This window comes from Bacillus sp. YBsi01, assembly GCF_038406745.1.
Classification (GTDB): Bacteria; Bacillota; Bacilli; order Bacillales; family Bacillaceae; genus Bacillus; species Bacillus siamensis.
The window spans coordinates 627,734-649,069 of record NZ_CP151679.1; the positions used below are offsets into that span (position 1 = coordinate 627,734).

At 46.7% G+C, this 21,336-nt stretch carries 19 protein-coding genes, 1 riboswitch and 1 other annotated feature (1 of these 21 running past the window's edge); all 19 genes read left to right on the forward strand.

The window, feature by feature from the left end:
* The first annotated feature begins 44 nt into the window (after positions 1–44).
* The 19 genes from spoVE to divIVA all read left to right on the forward strand — a co-directional run bounded on the left by spoVE (position 45) and on the right by divIVA (position 21,216).
* Positions 45–1,145, forward strand: a complete 1,101-nt coding sequence (spoVE, locus tag AADZ70_RS03570) for a stage V sporulation protein E (protein ID WP_003154430.1) — start codon at positions 45–47, stop codon at positions 1,143–1,145.
* Positions 1,146–1,261: 116 nt separating this feature from the next.
* A complete protein-coding gene (gene murG, locus AADZ70_RS03575; protein ID WP_016936207.1) occupies positions 1,262–2,353 on the forward strand; it encodes an undecaprenyldiphospho-muramoylpentapeptide beta-N-acetylglucosaminyltransferase in 1,092 nt (363 codons plus the stop codon).
* 25 nt (positions 2,354–2,378) lie between these two features.
* The gene (murB, locus tag AADZ70_RS03580) at positions 2,379–3,290 is read left to right on the forward strand and encodes a UDP-N-acetylmuramate dehydrogenase (protein WP_047475120.1); all 912 of its coding nucleotides are present in this window, start codon (positions 2,379–2,381) and stop codon (positions 3,288–3,290) included.
* 129 nt (positions 3,291–3,419) lie between these two features.
* On the forward strand, positions 3,420–4,211 hold the full coding sequence (locus AADZ70_RS03585; RefSeq protein ID WP_016936205.1) for a cell division protein FtsQ/DivIB: 792 nt from the start codon (positions 3,420–3,422) through the stop codon (positions 4,209–4,211).
* A 547-nt stretch (positions 4,212–4,758) separates the two neighbouring features.
* Complete coding sequence (gene ftsA, locus AADZ70_RS03590) at positions 4,759–6,072, forward strand: cell division protein FtsA (RefSeq protein WP_003154425.1); 1,314 nt, start codon at positions 4,759–4,761, stop codon at positions 6,070–6,072.
* A 35-nt stretch (positions 6,073–6,107) separates the two neighbouring features.
* Complete coding sequence (gene ftsZ / locus AADZ70_RS03595; protein ID WP_016936203.1) at positions 6,108–7,256, forward strand: cell division protein FtsZ; 1,149 nt, start codon at positions 6,108–6,110, stop codon at positions 7,254–7,256.
* 272 nt (positions 7,257–7,528) lie between these two features.
* The gene (locus AADZ70_RS03600) at positions 7,529–11,818 is read left to right on the forward strand and encodes a S8 family serine peptidase (RefSeq protein ID WP_342007731.1); all 4,290 of its coding nucleotides are present in this window, start codon (positions 7,529–7,531) and stop codon (positions 11,816–11,818) included.
* A gap of 214 nt (positions 11,819–12,032) precedes the next feature.
* On the forward strand, positions 12,033–12,962 hold the full coding sequence (gene spoIIGA, locus AADZ70_RS03605) for a sigma-E processing peptidase SpoIIGA (RefSeq protein ID WP_016936201.1): 930 nt from the start codon (positions 12,033–12,035) through the stop codon (positions 12,960–12,962).
* A gap of 57 nt (positions 12,963–13,019) precedes the next feature.
* Entirely contained in the window at positions 13,020–13,739 is a 720-nt protein-coding gene (gene sigE / locus AADZ70_RS03610) for an RNA polymerase sporulation sigma factor SigE (RefSeq protein WP_016936200.1), read from the forward strand.
* A 140-nt stretch (positions 13,740–13,879) separates the two neighbouring features.
* A complete protein-coding gene (sigG, locus tag AADZ70_RS03615; protein WP_013352181.1) occupies positions 13,880–14,662 on the forward strand; it encodes an RNA polymerase sporulation sigma factor SigG in 783 nt (260 codons plus the stop codon).
* Positions 14,663–14,789: 127 nt separating this feature from the next.
* Entirely contained in the window at positions 14,790–15,587 is a 798-nt protein-coding gene (locus AADZ70_RS03620) for an ABC transporter ATP-binding protein (RefSeq protein WP_045926083.1), read from the forward strand.
* A 4-nt stretch (positions 15,588–15,591) separates the two neighbouring features.
* A riboswitch (TPP riboswitch) is annotated at positions 15,592–15,700 on the forward strand.
* Between the two features lie 73 nt (positions 15,701–15,773).
* Entirely contained in the window at positions 15,774–17,054 is a 1,281-nt protein-coding gene (locus tag AADZ70_RS03625) for an acetylornithine deacetylase (protein WP_342007732.1), read from the forward strand.
* A gap of 60 nt (positions 17,055–17,114) precedes the next feature.
* Positions 17,115–17,366 carry a YlmC/YmxH family sporulation protein gene (locus tag AADZ70_RS03630; RefSeq protein WP_003154415.1) on the forward strand — a complete coding sequence of 84 codons (252 nt, stop codon included), beginning with the start codon at positions 17,115–17,117 and terminating at the stop codon, positions 17,364–17,366.
* Positions 17,367–17,518: 152 nt separating this feature from the next.
* Positions 17,519–18,355, forward strand: coding sequence for a peptidoglycan editing factor PgeF (pgeF, locus tag AADZ70_RS03635; RefSeq protein WP_238994066.1), 837 nt, complete (start codon positions 17,519–17,521; stop codon positions 18,353–18,355).
* 6 nt (positions 18,356–18,361) lie between these two features.
* The gene (locus tag AADZ70_RS03640) at positions 18,362–19,054 is read left to right on the forward strand and encodes a YggS family pyridoxal phosphate-dependent enzyme (RefSeq protein ID WP_342007733.1); all 693 of its coding nucleotides are present in this window, start codon (positions 18,362–18,364) and stop codon (positions 19,052–19,054) included.
* The gene (gene sepF, locus AADZ70_RS03645; RefSeq protein WP_045926086.1) at positions 19,051–19,509 is read left to right on the forward strand and encodes a cell division protein SepF; all 459 of its coding nucleotides are present in this window, start codon (positions 19,051–19,053) and stop codon (positions 19,507–19,509) included. The genes AADZ70_RS03640 and sepF overlap by 4 nt, the downstream gene beginning before the upstream one ends.
* 6 nt (positions 19,510–19,515) lie before the next feature.
* A complete protein-coding gene (locus AADZ70_RS03650; protein WP_016936193.1) occupies positions 19,516–19,794 on the forward strand; it encodes a YggT family protein in 279 nt (92 codons plus the stop codon).
* A gap of 61 nt (positions 19,795–19,855) precedes the next feature.
* Positions 19,856–20,626 (forward strand): RNA-binding protein, encoded by a 771-nt coding sequence (locus AADZ70_RS03655; protein WP_045926087.1) that lies wholly within the window; start codon positions 19,856–19,858, stop codon positions 20,624–20,626.
* A gap of 95 nt (positions 20,627–20,721) precedes the next feature.
* Complete coding sequence (divIVA, locus tag AADZ70_RS03660) at positions 20,722–21,216, forward strand: septum site-determining protein DivIVA (RefSeq protein ID WP_003154406.1); 495 nt, start codon at positions 20,722–20,724, stop codon at positions 21,214–21,216.
* A gap of 61 nt (positions 21,217–21,277) precedes the next feature.
* Positions 21,278–21,336, forward strand: a binding site (T-box leader) (it continues 168 nt past the right edge of the window).

Here is a 21,336-nt window from a genome sequence, read left to right on the forward strand (position 1 = left end):
TCATCGGCAGCCCTAAATGACTTATGCTTGGGGTGTCGATTGCTTTGACTACTAAAAAAACAGCGCCTGATTTGTTATTAGTTATCATTACGTTATTGCTTTTAACAATAGGATTAATTATGGTTTACAGTGCAAGTGCGGTTTGGGCGGATTATAAATTTGACGACTCGTTTTTCTTTGCGAAACGGCAGCTGCTGTTTGCGGGAATCGGCGTCATTGCCATGTTTTTCATTATGAATGTGGATTATTGGACATGGCGCACATGGTCGAAGCTGCTTCTGATCATTTGTTTTTTCCTGCTTGTGCTTGTACTGATTCCGGGAGTCGGAATGGTGCGGAACGGTTCAAGAAGCTGGATCGGAGTGGGCGCGTTCAGCATTCAGCCTTCGGAGTTTATGAAACTCGCGATGATTGCGTTTCTGGCTAAATTTCTTTCTGAAAAACAGAAGAACATTACGTCATTCAGACGCGGATTCGTTCCCGCGCTCGGAATCGTGTTTTCTGCATTTATTATTATCATGTGCCAGCCCGACCTTGGAACGGGGACGGTGATGGTGGGCACGTGCATCGTGATGATATTTGTTTCCGGTGCGCGAATCGCTCATTTCGCGTTTCTGGGACTCATCGGTTTAAGCGGATTTGCGGCGCTTGTTCTGTCCGCTCCTTATCGGATTAAACGGATCACCTCCTACTTAAACCCGTGGGAGGACCCGCTTGGAAGCGGATTTCAGATCATTCAGTCGCTCTATGCCGTAGGTCCGGGCGGTCTGTTCGGAATGGGGCTCGGCCAAAGCCGGCAAAAGTTTTTTTACCTGCCGGAGCCGCAAACCGATTTCATTTTTGCTATTTTATCTGAGGAACTCGGCTTTATCGGCGGCTCGCTCATATTGCTGCTGTTCAGTATTTTATTATGGCGGGGCGTCAGGATTGCGCTCGGCGCTCCGGATTTATACGGAAGCTTTGTCGCCATCGGTATTATTTCTATGATTGCTATTCAAGTCATGATTAATATCGGTGTTGTGACGGGGCTGATCCCGGTAACAGGAATTACGCTGCCGTTTTTAAGCTACGGGGGGTCATCATTGACGCTGATGCTTGCAGCGGTCGGCGTGCTTTTAAATGTCAGCCGGTACTCGAGGTATTGATCTGTATCTTGCCTCATCACTCATGATATATTCGTCATTTATAAAAAAACAGACAACATCAATAACCCTGTCCTAAAAAACAGGGTTATCGCTATGTGATTAAGGGGGACATACGAATGCGTATTGCAGTAAGCGGGGGCGGAACCGGAGGACATATTTATCCGGCTTTGGCCTTTATTAAAGAAGTTCAGCGCCGGCACCCGGACGTGGAATTTTTATATATCGGAACAGAGAACGGTCTTGAGAAAAAAATTGTTGAAAGGGAAAATATTCCGTTTCGCGCCATTGAAATTACAGGTTTCAAACGAAAACTTTCTTTTGAAAATGTAAAAACCGTCATGCGTTTCTTAAAAGGCGTAAAGAAAAGCAAATCGTATTTAAAAGAATTTAAACCAGATGCCGTTATCGGCACAGGCGGCTATGTATGCGGTCCGGTTGTATACGCGGCGGCAAAAATGGGAATTCCGACGATCATTCATGAGCAAAACAGCCTTCCGGGCATCACGAATAAGTTTCTCTCGAAATATGTTAATAAGGTGGCGATTTGCTTTGAGGAGGCAAAATCGCATTTTCCTGCTGAAAAAGTTGTTTTTACGGGAAACCCGAGAGCCTCTGAAGTCGTCTCAATTAAGACAGGCCGCTCGTTAACTGAATTCGGGCTGAAAGAAGATCAAAAAACGGTGCTCATTTTCGGTGGAAGCAGAGGTGCGGCTCCTATTAACCGTGCCGTTATTGATATGCAGGAAGAATTGAAAACGAGACCTTACCAAGTGCTTTATATTACCGGGGAAGTGCATTATGAGAAGGTAACGGCTGAGCTGAAAGGCGGAAAAGCCGCTGATAATATGGTGACAAAACCGTTTTTGCACCAAATGCCGGAGTACTTAAAATCAATCGATGTCATTGTGGCCAGAGCCGGGGCGACAACGATTGCGGAAATCACCGCACTCGGCATTCCGAGTGTGCTCATTCCGAGCCCGTACGTGACAGCCAATCACCAGGAAGTCAATGCGAAGGCGCTCAGCCAGCATGACGCTGCAATCGTACTGAAAGAAACCGAGCTCAGCGGAGAAAAACTGATCGCTGCGCTGGACAAAATCGTAATGAATGACGAAACGTTAAAAGACATGAGTGAGCGGACAAAATCACTCGGTGTTCCCGATGCGGCAGCCAGACTGTACAGTATCATGGAAGACATTAAAAAATAGAGCAAATGGAATGCGGAGGTTTACGATGGAGAACGTAATTCAGGAATTAAGAGACCGCGAAGTCGGCAAAGTGCTGGAACAAGAACCGCTCGCGAATCATACAACGATGAAAATCGGCGGTCCGGCGGACATTTTAATCATCCCCAACCGTGTGGAAGCGGTCAAAGATATTATGGATATTGTGAAAAAACATGACCTGCCATGGACGGTTATCGGCCGCGGTTCAAATCTGCTCGTGCTTGATGAAGGCATAAGGGGAGTTGTTATTAAGCTGGGAGCGGGTCTCGATCATTTGGAGATTGACGGCGATCAGGTGACAGTCGGAGGCGGTTATTCAGTCGTCCGTCTTGCGACTTCGATGAGTAAAAAAGGAATGTCCGGACTCGAATTTGCAGCAGGCATTCCGGGATCAATCGGCGGAGCCGTCTATATGAATGCGGGGGCGCATGGATCTGATATGAGTGAGATTCTTGTGAAAGCCCGTATCTTATTTGAAGACGGCACGATCGAATGGCTGACGAACGAAGAGATGGACTTCAGCTACAGAACGTCTGTATTGCAGAAAAAACGTCCCGGCGTGTGTCTTGAGGCAGTTCTAAAGCTTGAGCAAAAGGAACGGGAAGCCATCACGGCGCAAATGCAGCAAAACAAAGATTACAGAAAAAATACTCAGCCGTACTCAAGCCCCTGCGCCGGAAGCATATTCAGAAATCCGCTGCCGGATCATGCCGGAAACCTCGTTGAAAAAGCGGGATTAAAAGGATATCAGATCGGCGGAGCGAAAGTGTCCGAAATGCACGGGAATTTTATCGTCAATGCCGGCGGGGCGACTGCTAAGGACGTCCTTGACCTGATTGAGTATGTGAAAAAGACCATCCGTGAGCAGTATGATGTTGACATGCATACAGAAGTTGAAATCATCGGCGGGAATCGCTAAAAGGTTCTCTGATTTCCGTGAGCTCATGTGATATACTTTTAACAAATGTCAAACGGCATCACAGCATGCCGTTTGTTTTTCAATCAGACGAATGTCAAGCTGTTTCATTCTTAGCGAGGTGGACAGGCAGTGAACCCGAATCATGAAAGAGAAAAAATCGTAAATATTGAAGAACGGATTCCGAAAATCAAAGAGCAGCGGAAACAAAAAGCAAACCGCCGGCTGATTTCATTCATTGTGCTCTTTTTTATGATGGTTTTAATCATCGTGTATTTGCAGATGCCGATCAGCAAAGTCTCTTCTGTCACCGTATCCGGAAACGAAAACGTGTCTGTAAAAGAGATCAGCGCGCTTTCTGATATACATAACGGACAGACCGAGTTCTGGAGTCTGAACAAGAAAAAAACAGAAGAAAAGATTGAGCAGAATAAGCTGGTGAAAAAGGCGGAGCTTTCAAAAGCATTTCCTAACAAAGTCAGAATTCACATTGAAGAATATAAGACCATCGCGTATCTGCAGCGGAATGATGTGTATTATGAAGTGCTGGAGAACGGCACCGTGCTGCCGAATGAAGTCACGCCTGATGACGCGGGTCCGATTTTGGTAGACTGGACAAACGCGAAAAAGCGGGTCAAAATGGCAGATCAGCTTGATAAGCTTTCAGGTTCGTTAAAGCAGTCGATTTCTGAAATCTACTACACGCCGGTAAAAATGGATCAGGACCGGATTAAGCTGTATATGAACGACGGATATGTGGTGACCGCTTCGATTAAAACGTTTGCCGCCCGGATGAAGACCTATCCTTCTATCGTTTCTCAGCTGGACGGCGGAAAAAAGGGAATTATCCACTTAGAAGTCGCTACATATTTTGAAGAATTTAAAAAAGGTAAATCCGGCAAGAAAAAAGAAACCGATCAATAGTTCTAAAGAACTAATTTTAAGGTGATTCAAAAGGGACTGTTACAATTAGCATGGCAGCCGATATAACCGATAGCGGAATAGTTATGACTATGTTTGTTTTTTGCTGGGGATGCGGCTGCCGGACAAGCGGAAAATTCTTAATACAATGGGCGTGTCTTCTGCAGTGATCATTGCATTTGGAATTTTCCTCCTGTTCCTTCTTTTTTCGGATGTTTCTGGCAATATCTATCGCTTTTCTGAAGGTTCATCTTAGTGTAGACTAGTGGAAAGCGGGTATATTTGCATCTGGATTGCACAGGATGACCCCGTGACAAGAAATCTTACGGTAAGGTGGGCCATCTCCAAAAAAAATAAAAAAAATGCGATATAAAAGAGGATATACATAGAATATAACGAATAGTTTCATTAAACATAAATTGTGAGAAATCAGATGAAAATTTGTTGATGCTGTTGTTTTTGTTACACACTTGTAAAGCCACATCCATTGTATTGTTGTTCCGCAAATAATAGAATAGAATTTGATCGAAATGTGAGGAGGTGCCATAGAATGAACAACAATGAACTTTACGTCAGTCTTGACATCGGTACGTCCAATACAAAAGTGATCGTCGGAGAAATGACAGATGATTCCCTTAACATTATCGGAGTGGGAAATGTACCGTCTGAAGGGTTGAAAAAAGGCTCAATCGTTGATATAGATGAAACCGTTCATTCTATAAGAAAAGCGTTTGACCAAGCTGAAAGAATGGTAGGTTTTCCGCTGAAAAAAGCCATTGTCGGCGTTAATGGAAATTATATTCATATTCAAGATACGAACGGCGTTGTCGCTGTTTCCAGTGAAAACAAAGAAATTCACGTTGAAGACGTCCGCAGGGTAATGGAAGCGGCACAGGTCGTGTCAGTTCCGCACGAGCAGCTGATCGTTGACGTCGTTCCGAAACAGTTTATCGTTGACGGAAGAGACGAAATTACCGATCCGAAAAAAATGCTCGGCGTGCGCCTGGAAGTAGAAGGCACGCTGATTACCGGCTCCAAAACGATCTTACATAATTTGCTTCGCTGTGTGGAGAGAGCGGGCGTCGAAATTACAGATATCTGCCTGCAGCCGCTTGCGGCCGGTTCAGCGGCTTTGTCAAAAGACGAAAAAAACCTCGGAGTCGCCATGATTGATATCGGCGGCGGCTCGACGACGGTGGCGGTATTTGAACAGGGGCACCTGAAGGAGACAGCCGTCATTCCGCTCGGAGGCGAAAACATCACGAAAGATGTATCGATCGGATTGCGCACTTCCACCGAAGAGGCTGAAAGAGTAAAAAAACAATTCGGACATGCATTCTACGATGAGGCTTCAGAAGATGAAGTATTTGAAGTCACCGTCATAGGAACGAATCAAAAGCAATCTTTTACACAGCAGGAAATTGCCAATATTATTGAAGCAAGAGTGGAAGAGATTCTTGAGATTGCCGCAGCCGAAATTGAGCATATGGGAATTACAGATCTGCCCGGCGGCTTTGTGCTGACCGGCGGACAGGCCGCAATGCCCGGCGTGCTTTCATTGGCACAGGAAGTGCTGAGGCACAATGTCAGGGTCGCAAGCCCGAATTATATCGGTGTAAGAGACCCTCAATATATGACGGGTGTCGGCTTGATACAATTTGCCTGCCGAAATGCCAGAATTCAGGGAAGAAAAATAGGCTTTCATATGCCGGAAGAAGCCGTGCAGGAAATCGCGGTCTCTCACGAAGAAGAACATCATCAGCGGCCTGAGGCGCAGCAGCGTCCAAAAGCAAAACAAAAAACACAAGCCGAACACAACAAACCGAGCAAAATGAAAAAACTATTAAGCATGTTTTGGGAATAGATTGATAGTCATTCGGCAGATTAGGAGGATTTAGCATGTTGGATTTCGAAACAAACATAGACGGCTTAGCATCAATTAAAGTAATCGGAGTAGGAGGCGGCGGTAATAACGCGGTCAACCGAATGATTGAAAACGAAGTACAGGGTGTAGAGTACATCGCGGTAAATACGGACGCGCAAGCTCTTAACCTGTCAAAAGCAGAAGTGAAAATGCAGATCGGAGAAAAGCTGACCCGCGGTCTCGGAGCGGGAGCAAATCCGGAAGTCGGCAAAAAAGCCGCTGAAGAAAGTAAAGAACAAATCGAAGAAGCGTTAAAAGGCGCTGACATGGTGTTCGTTACAGCCGGAATGGGAGGCGGTACCGGAACGGGAGCCGCACCGGTTATTGCGCAAATCGCAAAAGACTTAGGCGCTTTGACTGTCGGAGTCGTAACAAGACCGTTTACATTTGAAGGACGAAAACGCCAGCTGCAGGCTGCAGGCGGTATCACGGCGATGAAAGAAGCCGTTGACACGCTGATCGTTATTCCGAATGACCGGATTTTAGAAATTGTCGATAAAAACACACCGATGCTTGAAGCATTCCGTGAAGCTGATAACGTGCTTCGCCAAGGGGTGCAAGGTATCTCAGACCTTATCGCGACGCCCGGTTTAATCAACTTGGATTTTGCCGATGTTAAAACCATCATGTCCAACAAAGGTTCAGCATTGATGGGTATCGGGATCGCTACAGGCGAAAGCCGTGCTGCCGAAGCCGCTAAAAAGGCCATCTCCAGCCCGCTCCTTGAAGCGGCAATCGACGGAGCGCAAGGTGTTTTAATGAACATTACGGGAGGTACAAATCTGAGCCTCTACGAAGTGCAGGAAGCAGCCGATATCGTCGCTTCTGCGTCTGATCCTGATGTGAATATGATTTTCGGTTCAGTTATCAATGAAAATCTGAAAGATGAAATCGTCGTTACCGTCATCGCGACCGGTTTTATCGAACAGGAGAAAGACGACTCAAAACCGCAGCGTCCGAGTTTAAACCAAGGCTTGAAGTCTCAAAGCCAGCCTGCTGCGAAACGTGAGCCGAAACGAGAAGAAACACAGCATCAAAACACGGTAAACCGCCATACTTCACAGCCGGCGGATGATGCCCTTGATATTCCTACATTTTTAAGAAACCGCAACAAACGCGGCTGATGCAAAAAGGACAAAACCACATGGTTTTGTCCTTTTTCTTTTTTCGCTCAGTCTTCCTGCCTATCCCCATGATCTATACAATGAAAATAGAATCTTTATACCTATGACCAATTGATTGTTTTCTAGTTTCGTCCGGCTTTCTGACAGAATGTGACAATATCTGAATAGAAGATTGTCTACATTTAACGTACAGCATCGAAATGACAAACCATTCCAATTGAGAGGGGAGGAATACAAATTTATATTGCGTTTCCAAATAAGGGGGGATACGATTGAAGAAAAAAATGAGAAACAGATGGACAGGCTCCGTTTTAAGCGCGATTGTCGTCAGTTCACTGCTGTTTCCGGGTGCAGCCATAGCGGAGACCACACTGGGAACAGTTTCTGCCACCAAAGATCTTTCTTCCTCTAAGAGCATTCAGCATAAGATTTCCGGTTCGGTCAAGAAGCATTTTGAGAAAAATGATAAAGTCACATTTCTCATCAAATTTAAAGAGAAAGCCGATACGAAAAAAGCGGTTAAAGAAGCAGAGAAAAATGCCAAGTCCCAATCGCTTTCGGCAGCAAAAACAGAATATCAAAAGCGGTCAGCGGTCGTCTCTTCTTTAAAACTGGCGGCTCATGATGCCCAGCAGAATATAAAAACATATTTGGAAAAACAAAAAAAGAAAGGCAAGGCGGACCGCATCCATTCCTATTATATTGTCAACGGAATGGCAGTCACGGCTTCGAAAGAGGTGATGGAGAAAGTTGCTTCATTTCCTGAAGTAGAAAAAGTTCTCCCGAATGAAAAGCGTCAGCTTACTCAATCAAAAGCTCCTTTTCAATTGAAGAAAAAACAAAAAGAGATCAAGGCAAAGGGAGGCGTTGAATGGAACATCAGCCAAATTGATGCGCCGAAGGCCTGGGCCTCTGGTTACGACGGCACCGGTACGGTTGTCGCCTCGATTGATACAGGGGTTCAGTGGGATCACCCGGCGCTTAAGGAAAAATACCGGGGGTACGATCCTGAAAATCCCGCAGCGCCGAACCATGAAATGAACTGGTATGATGCCGTGTCTAAAAAAGACGCGCCCTACGATGATCTTGAACACGGCACTCATGTAACAGGCACGATGACGGGTTCAGAACCTGACGGCTCAAATCAAATCGGTGTCGCTCCGGGCGCGAAATGGATCGCAGTAAAAGCATTTTCAGATGACGGAGGAACCGATGCCGATATTTTGGATGCTGGTGAGTGGGTGCTCGCGCCAAAAGATAAAAACGGCACTCCGCATCCCGAGATGGCGCCGGATGTTGTCAATAATTCCTGGGCAGGCGGTTCAGGAATGGACGAGTGGTACCGCGATATGGTGAATGCATGGAGAGCAGCCGAGATTTTTCCGGAATTCTCTGCGGGGAATGAAGACTTATTTACACCGGGAGGACCTGGTTCAATCGCAAATCCGGCCAATTATCCGGAAGCATTTGCGACAGGTGCGACTGACATCGACAAGAAACTTGCTGATTTCTCACTTCAAGGCCCCTCACCGTATCATGAAACTAAGCCGGATATTTCGGCTCCGGGAGTGAATATCCGTTCCTCTATTCCTGGGGGGACATATGAAGGCGGCTGGAACGGAACTTCAATGGCCGGGCCGCATGTGGCGGCGACGGCAGCTTTGTTAAGGCAGGCAAACGCTTCTATTACGGTTGATGAAATGGAAGACGTTTTGACGCGCACCGCTGAAAAGCTGACAGACTCCGTTTTTCCGGAATCACCGAATAACGGCTACGGCCACGGTTTAGTCAATGCTTTTGACGCCGTTTCTGCCGTAACAGACGGAATCGGAAGCGTAGAAGGCAAAGTATCTTCTGCGGGCGAAGATCACAATCCGCCCAGCTGGCATCATGAACCCGTCCAAGAAGCTTACAAAGGGGCAAATCTGCCGTTAACGGTTACAGCAGAAGACGATGTAAGCGTGACTGAGGTGTTACTTTCCTATCAATTTGATAAAGGAGAATGGAAAACGATCGCCGCCGTTCAAAAAAGCGGTGATGAAAAAAAGGGGCTCTACCAGGCAGAAATTCCGCACGTAACGGGCAGCACGGTAAGTTATAAATGGACAATAAAAGATTTCGGGGGTCATTATGCAGAATCTGATACGTACCGGGCTGACGTAAAACCGAGCATTACGGCGGGGTACAAAGAAGATTTTGAATCACAGCCGGCCGGCTGGTCCAGTTACGGGACACATGACCAATGGGAATGGGGGATTCCGAGTTCAGGCCCCGGCGCTGCATTTTCCGGAGATAAAGTGTATGCGACGAACCTGTCCGGACCGTATGCCGATTCGGCCAATATGAATTTAGCGATGCCTCCGATCCAGGTTCCGGATTCAGGACGGTTGTTTTTGCAATTTAAAAGCTGGCACAAGCTCGAAGAATTTTTTGATTACGGGTACGTGTTCGTTCTGCCGGAAGGAAAATCGAATTGGGAGCAGGCAGGTGTTTACAATGGTGACTCCGCAGGATGGAATGATGAAGAAGCAGACTTATCCGCGTATAAAGGCCAAAATATAAAGCTTATGTTTAATATGCAGTCAGACGAAGTACTCAATGAAGACGGATGGTATATTGATGACGTCCGGCTTTCAAGCAGTCCTCTCGGCAAGGCGGCCAAAAAAAGTAAACACAATAGACAAACACCGCCCGGCCATCTGAAGAAAAAAGCCGTCAGTCCGAAACTGGCCAAACCGGCGGTAAAATCATCCGGAAAACCGGTGAAACATGAAACGAATCTCCTGCCGCTCAGAGCGCAAATCAGTGTCGCCGAGACGGGGAAATCCGTGTATTCCGACCCCGCAACCGGAAGCTACAGCCTGTCTCATAAAGCGGGAAACTATACGCTGAAAGCCGAGGCATACGGATTTAAACCCGCTGCAAAACAAGTTTCTGTTCAAGCAGACAAAACCGCACAGGCAGACTTTACACTGGAACAAATGCCGTCCGGCACGCTAAAAGGAACAATCACCAATCAGTCGACAGGCGAACCGGTGGAAGGGGCCGCGCTTTATGTAGTGGAGGACGCTGCAATTGAGCCTGCGGTGACAAATGATAAAGGGGAATATTCGCTTCAGGCGTACGAAGGCTCATACACCATTAAAGTAGCCGCAAAAGGCTTTTACAACAGCGAATTTTCTGTTGACATCAAAGGGGATGCTGAAAAAAACGCCAAGCTTAAGCCATATATCGGCTATGAAGGGGAAATTGCCTATGATAACGGGACTGAAGAAGCCGGACTGTCCTATTTTAAAGCAGGCAGCAAATCTGCCGTTAAGATGACGCTTAAAGACGGAAAAGAACACGGTATGCTGACAGGAGGCCTCTTTAAATTTTGGGGCGCGGACTGGCCTGATCCGGGCGGTACCGAATTTCAAGCAGAAGTATATGATGCATCCGGCCCTGACGGGAGCCCGGGCAGCAAAATTGCCGGCCCGTTCCAAGCTGAAGCGCTTCGAAACGGAGAATGGACCAAAGTGGATCTCAGCTCAAAAGGAATCGAGGTCGGAAAGGATTTTTATCTTGTGCTCCGCCAGACGAAACCTGATCCTTATTCACCTGCCCTGTCATCTGACGACGGCAGTCCATATTCGAACAGAAACTGGCAATACCTTGACGGCAGCTGGTCAAAAGCTGATAAATCAGACGGAAATTTTATGATCAGGGCTTTAGTCGACTACGAAGCTTCCGTGCCTGAGATCACGTCGCCTGTTGACCGGTCATTTACAAACAAGAAGTCAATCACGGTGCAAGGAACGGCTTCGCCAAGAACCGCAGTCCGCCTGACCAATAACGGTAAAACCGCCGCTGAAACGAAAGCGGATGCAGACGGCCATTTCCAGGCTGATGTTACGCTGCGTAAAGATGCCAATCGGCTGACGGCGGCATCTGTGACGGACAAGGGATCAACCGATGAGTCACGCCCTGTCACGGTCATACTCGATCAGGATAAGCCGGATGTGACGATTGAGAGTCCGGCAAACGGAGATAAAACAAATAAAGAAGCGGTGACTGTAAAAGGAAAAGCTTACGACGCCCATTTAAAATGGGTGAAGGTGAACGGCAAAAAGGCCGAGGTGAGTGACGGCTCTTATCAAGCAAGAATCCTTCTGGAAAACGGCAGCAACGAAATCAAAGTCACGGCCTCAGACGAAGCGGGTAACAAAACAACGAAAAAGACGGTGATTGATGTCAATTATCACGCTCCCGTCATCTCCGGATTGGTTCCCGGAGCGGATAAAGAATTAAAAGCCGGAGAATCAGTGAAAATCGCTTTTTCAAGCGGGAAGAAATTAGACGCCTCATTCGTGATCCGTATGCCTCTGACAAACGCCCGGGCAGGGACCCAAAACGCGACGGAGCTTCCGCTGAGAGAAATTTCTCCGGGACGATATGAGGGTTACTGGACGGCGACTTCTTCCATCAAAGCAAGCGGAGCAAAAATTGACGTTATTGTAAGAGATGACTATGGAAATGAAACGAGACAGACAGCAAAAGGAAAACTTTATATCAATGAGTAAAACAGAGCGCTGCCGGGACACGGCAGCGCTTTTTTGGCTGAGACGTCAATAGGAAATCAATCTCTTCGACCCTCGACAAATAAAACGGTTATCCCTTAAAAATTGTACTTTCCCCTCAACATTAATTGACAGACTTTCCCACAGAGCTTGCTTTATACTTATGAAACAAGAGAGAGAAACAGATATGTAAGACAAAAGAGGAAAGGGGTCAGATGTGAAAATCTATCTGGATGTCATTTGGCTGTTGAACTTTTGTTTTGATTCTCTTTTGCTTTTATTAACCGCCTTTATTTTAAAACGCCAGGTAAAAAAAAGAAGAGTGGCCGCCGGCGGTTTCATCGGATCAGCCATTGTGCTTCTGATGTTTACGCCTGTTTCTCCCTTTGTGGAGCATCCGGCGGGAAAAATGGCATTTTCAGTTGTCATCGTGCTTACGGCTTTTGGCTTTAAACGGTTTCGGTACTTTTTTCAAAATTTGTTCGCCTTTTATTTCGCGACCTTTCTCGTCGGCGGGGGAATGATCGGCGTACATTCCCTGCTGCAGACAGAATCAATTGTAAAACATGGCGCCATGGTTACGAGCCAGACCGGCTTCGGCGATCCGATCAGCTGGATATTTGTTGTCATCGGATTTCCGGCCGTATGGTTTTTTTCGAAAAAGAGAATCGAAGACATCGAGACGAAGTCCATTCAGTACGATGAACTTGTCATGGTTCAGGCAGAATTCAGCGGACAGACAATCCGCGCAAAAGGCCTGGTGGATTCCGGGAATCAGCTGTATGACCCGCTGACAAAAACGCCGGTCATGATCCTTCACATTGACAAATTCGCTCCGATTCTCAGTGAAAAGGAAACGGACATCATCAAATCTGCCAGTCCGCTTGAAGTGATAGAGCAGCTTGATGATTCGTTCCGTCATGCGGATAAGCTGAGGCTGATTCCATACAGGGGCGTCGGCCAGGACAATCAATTTTTACTCTGTTTAAAGCCGGATTACGTCACGATTATAACGAAAGACGAGATGATCGCATGTGAAAAATGTCTGATCGGCATCAGCGCGAAACAATTATCAGCGGACGGTGAATTTGACGGAATCGTTCACCCGAAGATGCTGACCGGGAAGGCTGTGAAGCATGTATCCTGACGAAAAGTCTGTTATTCATCATACTCAAAACGCATTGTATTTAGAAGGGGGAGGAAGATGAAAAAACTTAAGCTGCGTCTGACATATTTGTGGTATAAATGGCTGATGAAACTCGGACTGAAAAGTGATGAAGTATATTACATAGGAGGAAGCGAAGCGCTGCCGCCGCCTTTGTCTAAAGAAGAGGAGCAGGTGCTCTTATTAAAGCTGCCGAGCGGGGATCAGGCGGCGCGGGCCATCCTGATTGAGAGAAACTTACGCCTTGTCGTTTACATTGCCCGCAAATTCGAAAACACCGGCATCAATATCGAGGACTTAATCAGCATCGGCACAATCGGTTTGATCAAAGCGGTAAATACGTTTAATCCGGAAAAGAAAATCAAACTCGCAACCTACGCGTCGCGATGTATTGAAAACGAAATTTTAATGTACTTGCGCCGAAACAATAAAATCCGTTCAGAGGTGTCCTTTGATGAACCGCTGAACATTGATTGGGACGGAAATGAACTGCTGCTTTCGGATGTGCTCGGCACAGATGATGATATTATTACAAAAGACATTGAAGCCAATGTGGATAAAAAACTTTTGAAAAAAGCGCTTGAGCAATTAAATGATAGAGAAAAGCAGATCATGGAACTGCGATTCGGGCTTGTCGGTGAAGAAGAAAAAACACAAAAAGATGTAGCCGACATGATGGGGATTTCACAATCTTATATCTCCCGGCTCGAAAAGCGGATTATTAAAAGACTGAGAAAAGAGTTTAACAAAATGGTGTAAAATTTTTTCCATCTGACGGTCCTTACTGCTGCAAGGATTGCCGGCGCCGGATGTTTATTTCTGTAAAATAGCGGTGCATATTTTTCCCACCCGAGGAGATACTTAACGTTGTACAGCAGCTCCTAGTGGGAGGGAAAAACGTGTCAAGAAATAAAGTCGAAATTTGCGGGGTGGATACCTCCAAATTACCGGTGCTCAAGAATGAAGAGATGAGAAAGCTGTTTAAGCAATTGCAGGATGAGGGCGATGATTCAGCGAGGGAAAAGCTTGTAAACGGCAATCTGCGCCTTGTCTTAAGCGTCATTCAGAGGTTTAACAATAGAGGAGAGTATGTTGATGACTTATTTCAGGTCGGCTGCATCGGACTAATGAAATCCATTGATAATTTTGACCTAAGCCATAATGTTAAGTTTTCAACATACGCTGTACCGATGATTATCGGAGAAATCCGCAGATATTTGCGGGATAACAATCCGATCCGCGTCTCGAGGTCGCTTCGCGATATCGCATATAAAGCGCTTCAAGTAAGGGAGCGGTTAATCAGTGAGACAAGCAGGGAGCCGACAGCAGAGGAAATCGCCAAAGTTCTTGAAGTGCCCCATGAAGAAATTGTGTTTGCCCTTGACGCCATCCAAGATCCGGTATCACTGTTTGAGCCGATTTATAATGACGGCGGCGATCCGATTTACGTGATGGACCAGATCAGCGATGAGCGCAATAAGGATACACAATGGATTGAGGAGCTCGCTCTGAAAGAAGGCATGAGAAGACTGAACGAACGGGAAAAAATGATTTTGCGAAAGCGCTTTTTCCAGGGGAAAACCCAAATGGAAGTCGCAGAAGAAATCGGCATATCACAAGCTCAGGTCTCAAGGCTTGAAAAGGCAGCCATTAAACAAATGAATAAGAATATCCATCAATAACGGAGAAAGCCTTTAAACATTGTTTTAAAGGCTTTTTTCGTGCGCCGGTTTACGTTTGCGAAAAAGTGATGTATTCTAATGTGTAAAAGTTTTAAGAAAATTGAAACAAATAAACGGGGGAACTGCAATGATTTTACAGCTGGACAATGTGTCATTAAAAAGAAACGGCCAATGGATTTTGAAAGATATCAACTGGCGCGTTGAGAAAAACGAAAATTGGGTGCTGTTCGGACTGAACGGAGCCGGAAAAACAGCCTTGCTGAATATGTTATGCTCTTATTACTTTCCCACTTCAGGAGAGATGCAGGTGCTCGGCCATCAATTCGGCAAAACAGAGCTCGGTGACAGGCTCAGAAAAAAAATCGGTCTTGTTTCAGCGGGTCTGCAGCACAAATTATATGCCGCGGATTCCGCTTTTGAAATCGCCCTCAGCGGCGCGTACGCTTCAATCGGGCTTTATGAAACACCGAGTGAACAAGTGAGGGAAAAAGCGATCGGTCTTCTGAAGGATTTAGGCGCCATTAGTTTCGCGGACAGACGGTATGAAACGTTGTCTCAGGGGGAAAGGCAAAGAGCGCTGATTGCGCGGGCGCTTATGGCTGATCCGGAACTGCTGATTTTGGATGAGCCCGTGACGGGTCTCGATTTTATGGCAAGAGAGCAGCTGCTGGACACGATAACGTCGATCGCTGAAAAAGAAAATGCGCCGTCCATCCTTTATGTCACTCATCATGCTGAAGAAATTCTGCCGGTATTTGATCAGGCGCTGCTTTTAAAACAAGGCGAGGTGTTCGCTGCCGGGAAAATCAAGGACATGCTTTCAGACGAGCGGCTTACAGCGTTTTTCGATATGCCTGTCAATGTCTTATGGAACAACGGCCGTCCATTTTTAACGCGTGCAAAAGCGGCATCATCCGTCAAATAAAATCAATTCACCCTGGGGGTGCTGCTTACATGCAGCTGAGAGAGACGTTGGTCTCAACCCTTAACGGACCTGATCCGGATCATGCCGGCGGAGGGAAGCGGTGAAAAAAAGCGGAGGAAAATCCGTTTTTACCCGTTTCATTTGATGAAACGGGTTTTTTTAATACAGCAAAAGGAGAGATGTTCAATGAACCAGCTTGACATGCTGCTGCAGCAGGCGGATAAACGGCGGGACGATTTAATACATATTGCTGAAAGGTTGATTGCCTTTCCGACACCGGCTCCGCCTGCAAGAAATACAGCAGAAGCTCAGAATTGGGTGGCCGGATTTTTAAAAGAAATGGGCTGCTCGGTCGATATGTGGGATGTGTACCCGGAAGACCCGAACGTAGTCGGTGTTTTAAAAGGGACAGATTCAAGCGGGCATCAAAGCCTGATTTTAAACGGACACATTGACGTAGCCGAAGTCAGGGATGAAGACTGGGACTCTGACCCGTTTCAGCCGCTCGTTAAAGCCGGCATGCTGATCGGAAGAGGCGCCGCTGATATGAAAGGCGGATTGGCGTGTGTTCTTTTTTCTCTGAAGCTGATACATGATGCCGGCATTGAGCTTGCGGGCGACCTCATTGTACAGTCTGTGATCGGAGAAGAAGTCGGCGAGGCGGGGACGCTGGAATGCTGCAAACGCGGCTATCACGCGGATTTTGCGGTTGTCGCGGATACGAGCAGCCTGCATATTCAAGGGCAGGGCGGAGTCATCACCGGCTGGATAGAATTGAAAAGCAAACAAACATTTCATGACGGCATGAGGCGCAATATGATTCATGCGGGCGGAGGCACATTCGGAGCGAGCGCAATCGAAAAAATGGCGAAAATCATCACTGCCTTGGGAGAGCTGGAACGCCACTGGGCGGTAACGAAAAGCTATCCCGGCTTTGCGCCAGGCACCAATACGATCAACCCCGCCGTTATTGAAGGGGGAAGACACGCAGCGTTTGTCGCCGATGAATGCCGATTATGGATTACTGTCCACTTTTACCCGAACGAAACGCACGAACAAGCTGCGGCAGAAATCGAAGACTATATCAATCGTGTCTCTGACGGTGATCTGTGGCTCAGGGAAAACAGGCCGGTATTCAAATGGGGCGGGTCTTCCATGATTGAAGACAGAGGAGAGGTGTTCCCGGCGCTGGAAATCGACCCGGACCATCCGGCCGTTTCTGTTCTGGCGGAATCGCACTCAGCCGTCAAACAACAGGAGCCCGTCATTGATGTTTCCCAAACCGTAACAGACGGAGGATGGCTTTATCATGCCGGGATTCCGAGCGTCATTTACGGACCCGGCGATTTAAAAAACGCCCATTCCGTAAACGAAGAAGTATCCGTCGATGAGCTGATGGACTATACGAAAATCATGCTGAGATTTATCCACACCTGGTGCAGCCGCAAAAAAGATTGCCCGATGTGACAAGGTTCAGCCCGGCCGCTCATATAATAGGAAAAAGAACGGGCAAAGGGCGTGATACAAATGATCAGCATATCTGAATTTCAAATAAAAGATGTAGTCAACGTGTCGAACGGAAAAAAACTTGGAAGCATCGGTGATATTGATATTAATGTGACAACGGGAAAAATTCAGGCGATTATTTTAGGCGGCAGCGGAAAAGTTCTCGGTTTTTTCGGAAAAGAAGAGGAAATGATCATTCCTTGGCGAAATATAGTTAAAATTGGGGAAGATGTCATCTTAGTGCGTGTAAACGAACCAAAGGGGGGAGCATAATCCTCCCTTTACTTGTAAAAAGCCGGAAATCTCAATGTTTCCGGCACATTTATTTATCTCATTTTTCAATCAGCCGCTAAACGTATGCTTAAAATTGTGTTAAAATGAGTGGGAAATTCGCTTTTTAATGTTTGTCGAAAGGTTGGATCTTCATGAATACATATCACCCGTTTAGTTTTACCACCCCCTCGGCACTCATGATAGAAGACTGGAACCGTGTGAATCAGCATAACACAAAGGTCATCGCCGGATTCACAACGAAAAACGGCGGTGTCAGCAATCCTCCGTATGAGTCATTAAATACCGGATTGCACGTCCGGGACGAAGCTCATGATGTTGTGAAAAACCGTGAAATCATAGCGTCCTTATGCGGTACTGATCTGGATTCCTGGGTATTCGCCGATCAGACACATGAAAACCGCGTCCGATGCGTGACAGCGGGAGATAAAGGAAAAGGGGCGAGAGACTATTCCTCCGCATTCCGCGGGACGGACGGGCTCTATACGAAAGATACGGATCTTTTTTTGGCCCTGTGTTTTGCAGACTGTGTGCCTTTGTATTTTTATGACCCGGTGAAATCTATGATCGGCGCTGCCCATGCCGGATGGAAGGGGACGGTCAGACAAATCGGGCGCATCATGACGGATCGCTGGGTAAACGAAGAAGGCTCACGCTTAACAGATATTCAGGCCGTCATCGGTCCGTCCATCAGCGCGGACAGCTATACCGTCGACGACCGCGTCATCAATGAAGTCCGGGCGCTGCCGTTTTCCGCAGAATCCGCCATACGCGAAACGGAAAAAGGCCGGTATCAGCTTGATTTAAAAGAGGTCAACCGCCTTCTTCTGATACATTGCGGCATTCCGGAAGAAAACATTTCAGTCAGCGGTTTATGCACCGAACAAGAGCGTGAACTATTCTTTTCACATCGCCGCGACAAAGGAAAAACGGGACGCATGATGTCCTTTATCGGAATGAAGGAGGCATAAGTTATCTTGCGTGTTGCTGATCAATTACGACATATAAACGAAAGAATAAACGAAGCATGTAACAGATCGGGCCGAAGCCCCGAAGATGTAACTGTCATCGCGGTTACAAAATACGTATCATCCGAAAGGGCTCAAGAGGCCGTGGATGCCGGTATTACAAGTCTGGGAGAAAACCGGGATGCCGAGCTTATCCGTAAACAGGATGTCATCAAAGGCAGCCCCGTGTGGCACTTTATCGGCAGTCTTCAGTCCAGAAAGGTGAAGGCTGTCGTAGACCGTGTATCTTATATACATTCCTTAGACAGACTGTCATTGGCTAAAGAAATTGAAAAACGGGCGCAGCATCCGGTTCGCTGTTTTGTGCAGGTGAATACTTCGCTTGAGCCGTCTAAGCACGGTTTGAAAACAGAGGAGGTCATCCCCTTTATCAGAGAGCTTTCTGAGTTTAGAAACATTTCTGTAGAGGGCCTGATGACGATGGCTCCCCTGACAGACGATACAGAAACGATCAGAGCCTGTTTCCGGCAATTGCGTGATCTGAGGGACCAGGTGCAGGAGCTGGACCAGACAAACGCACCGTGCCGGGAACTGTCAATGGGCATGTCAAATGATTATGAAATCGCTGTTGAAGAGGGCGCTACTTTTATCAGAATCGGCTCTTCATTAGTCGGAAATGAAACGGGGGGTGTAAACAAATGAGCATGAAAAATAAACTGAAAAACTTTTTCTCGATGGATGAGGAGGAGTACGAATACGAATACATTGAAACGGAGCAGGATCGTCCGGAAGAGCATGAACAGCAGAAAGATAAACAGAATGCCTACGCTCAGAAGCCTGCGGGCAAACAGAACGTAGTAAGCTTGCAAAGTGTTCAGAAATCCTCTAAAGTGGTGTTGAGTGAACCGCGTGTATATGCGGAAGCGCAGGAAATCGCCGATCATTTAAAGAACAGGCGGGCGGTTGTCGTCAACCTTCAGCGCATCCAGCATGATCAGGCGAAAAGAATCGTCGACTTTTTAAGCGGAACCGTCTATGCCATCGGCGGCGACATTCAAAGAATCGGTTCGGATATTTTTCTGTGCACGCCTGATAATGTCGATGTTTCCGGCACGATTTCGGAGCTTATAAATGAAGACGAACATCAGAGGTGGTAAAGCAGGATGATTCTTTATCAAATTTTTTCCGTTCTGAGTTATTTAATTTACATCTACTCGTTTGCCCTGATTATCTACATCTTTATGTCATGGGTGCCGAGTACGAGAGAAACGGCGGTCGGACGGTTTCTCGCATCGATTTGCGAGCCGTATTTAGAGCCGTTCAGAAGGATCATTCCGCCCATTGCCATGCTGGATATATCCCCGATTGTAGCGATTATCGTGCTTCGGTTTGCCACGACGGGACTTTGGGGCCTATACCGCATGATCGCAATGTATACTTGAATGCGACAGTTTGATACGGGCTTGGCACCAGCCAAGCCTCTTTACATAGAAAGGAAAGAACATGAGCGATATTTACCAGCACTTCAGACACGACGAGCGGCCTTTTATCGACCAGGCGCTTGAATGGAAAGAGATTGTCCTGGACCAATATCGGATGAAGCTGACCGATTTCTTAGATCCGCGGGAACAGGTGATTGTAAAAGCCGTCATCGGCGATGCGTGCGGTCTTGCCTTTTTCGGGGGATATGACAGAGCTGAGCGCAAACGCGCGATTTTATATCCTGAATATATGGAACCTGGACAAGATGATTTTGAGCTTCAGGCCTTTGATGTTCAATACGCTGAAAAATTCGTCAGCATCGATCACCGCTCTCTTCTCGGATCATTAATGGGGATCGGCTTAAAGCGGCAGAAATACGGCGATCTGATTTTCTCAGAGGAGGCCGTGCAGCTTATCGTTTCCGGTGAAATCGCCGATTTTGTCGGCACTCAGCTGACCAAAGCGGGCAAAGCGCCGGTAAAGCTTGAGAAAATCGAGCTTTCGGCCCTTCACATTCCCGCTTCAGATGTCGAAATAAGGGATGACACGGTTTCTTCATTGCGCCTCGACGCTGTCTGCGCTTCGATGAGCAGGCAATCCCGGCAGAAAGCGCAGACCCTTGTGAAGAACGGGCTCGTTAAGGTGAATTGGAAAGCCGTTGAGGATCCGTCCTATCAGGTTGCTGAAGGGGACATGCTCTCGATTCGGGGCTTCGGACGATGCAGTTTGACAAAAGTAGACGGAAAAACGAAAAAAGACAAATGGAAAGTCACATTCGAACGGCAAAAATGAGTCGTTTTTTCAGATTTTTTCTCCATCTATGGCCGTATTTGTTTTATAATGTGAACTAGATAACCGTACTGAAATGTAAAAATGGAGGTGGCAATATGCCATTAACACCGAATGATATCCATAACAAAACGTTTACAAAAGGTTTTCGCGGATATGATGAAGATGAAGTAAATGAATTTTTAATGCAGGTCAGAAAAGATTACGAAATCGCACTCCGTAAAAAAACGGAGCTTGAGGCGAAAGTGAACGAGCTGGATGAAAAAATCGGCCACTTTGCCAATATTGAAGAAACGCTGAATAAGTCAATTCTCGTAGCTCAAGAAGCGGCAGAAGACGTAAAGCGCAATTCGCAGAAAGAGGCGAAGCTGATCGTCCGTGAAGCAGAAAAAAATGCTGATCGAATCATCAATGAGTCGCTTTCTAAATCAAGAAAAATCGCAATGGAAATTGAAGAGCTGAAAAAACAGTCTAAAGTGTTCAGAACGCGTTTCCAAATGCTGATTGAGGCGCAGCTCGACCTGCTGAAAAACGATGATTGGGATCATCTGTTAGAATACGAAGTCGACGCGGTATTTGAGGAAAAAGAATAATTTTCAGATTTTCTTGACATTCTCCGGCCCGTTCGAATATAATACGTTCATAAATTCAGATGAAAAGACGATGAAAGGGACCGGCATGACTCAAAGCAGGCCATAAAGCGAACCGGGGAA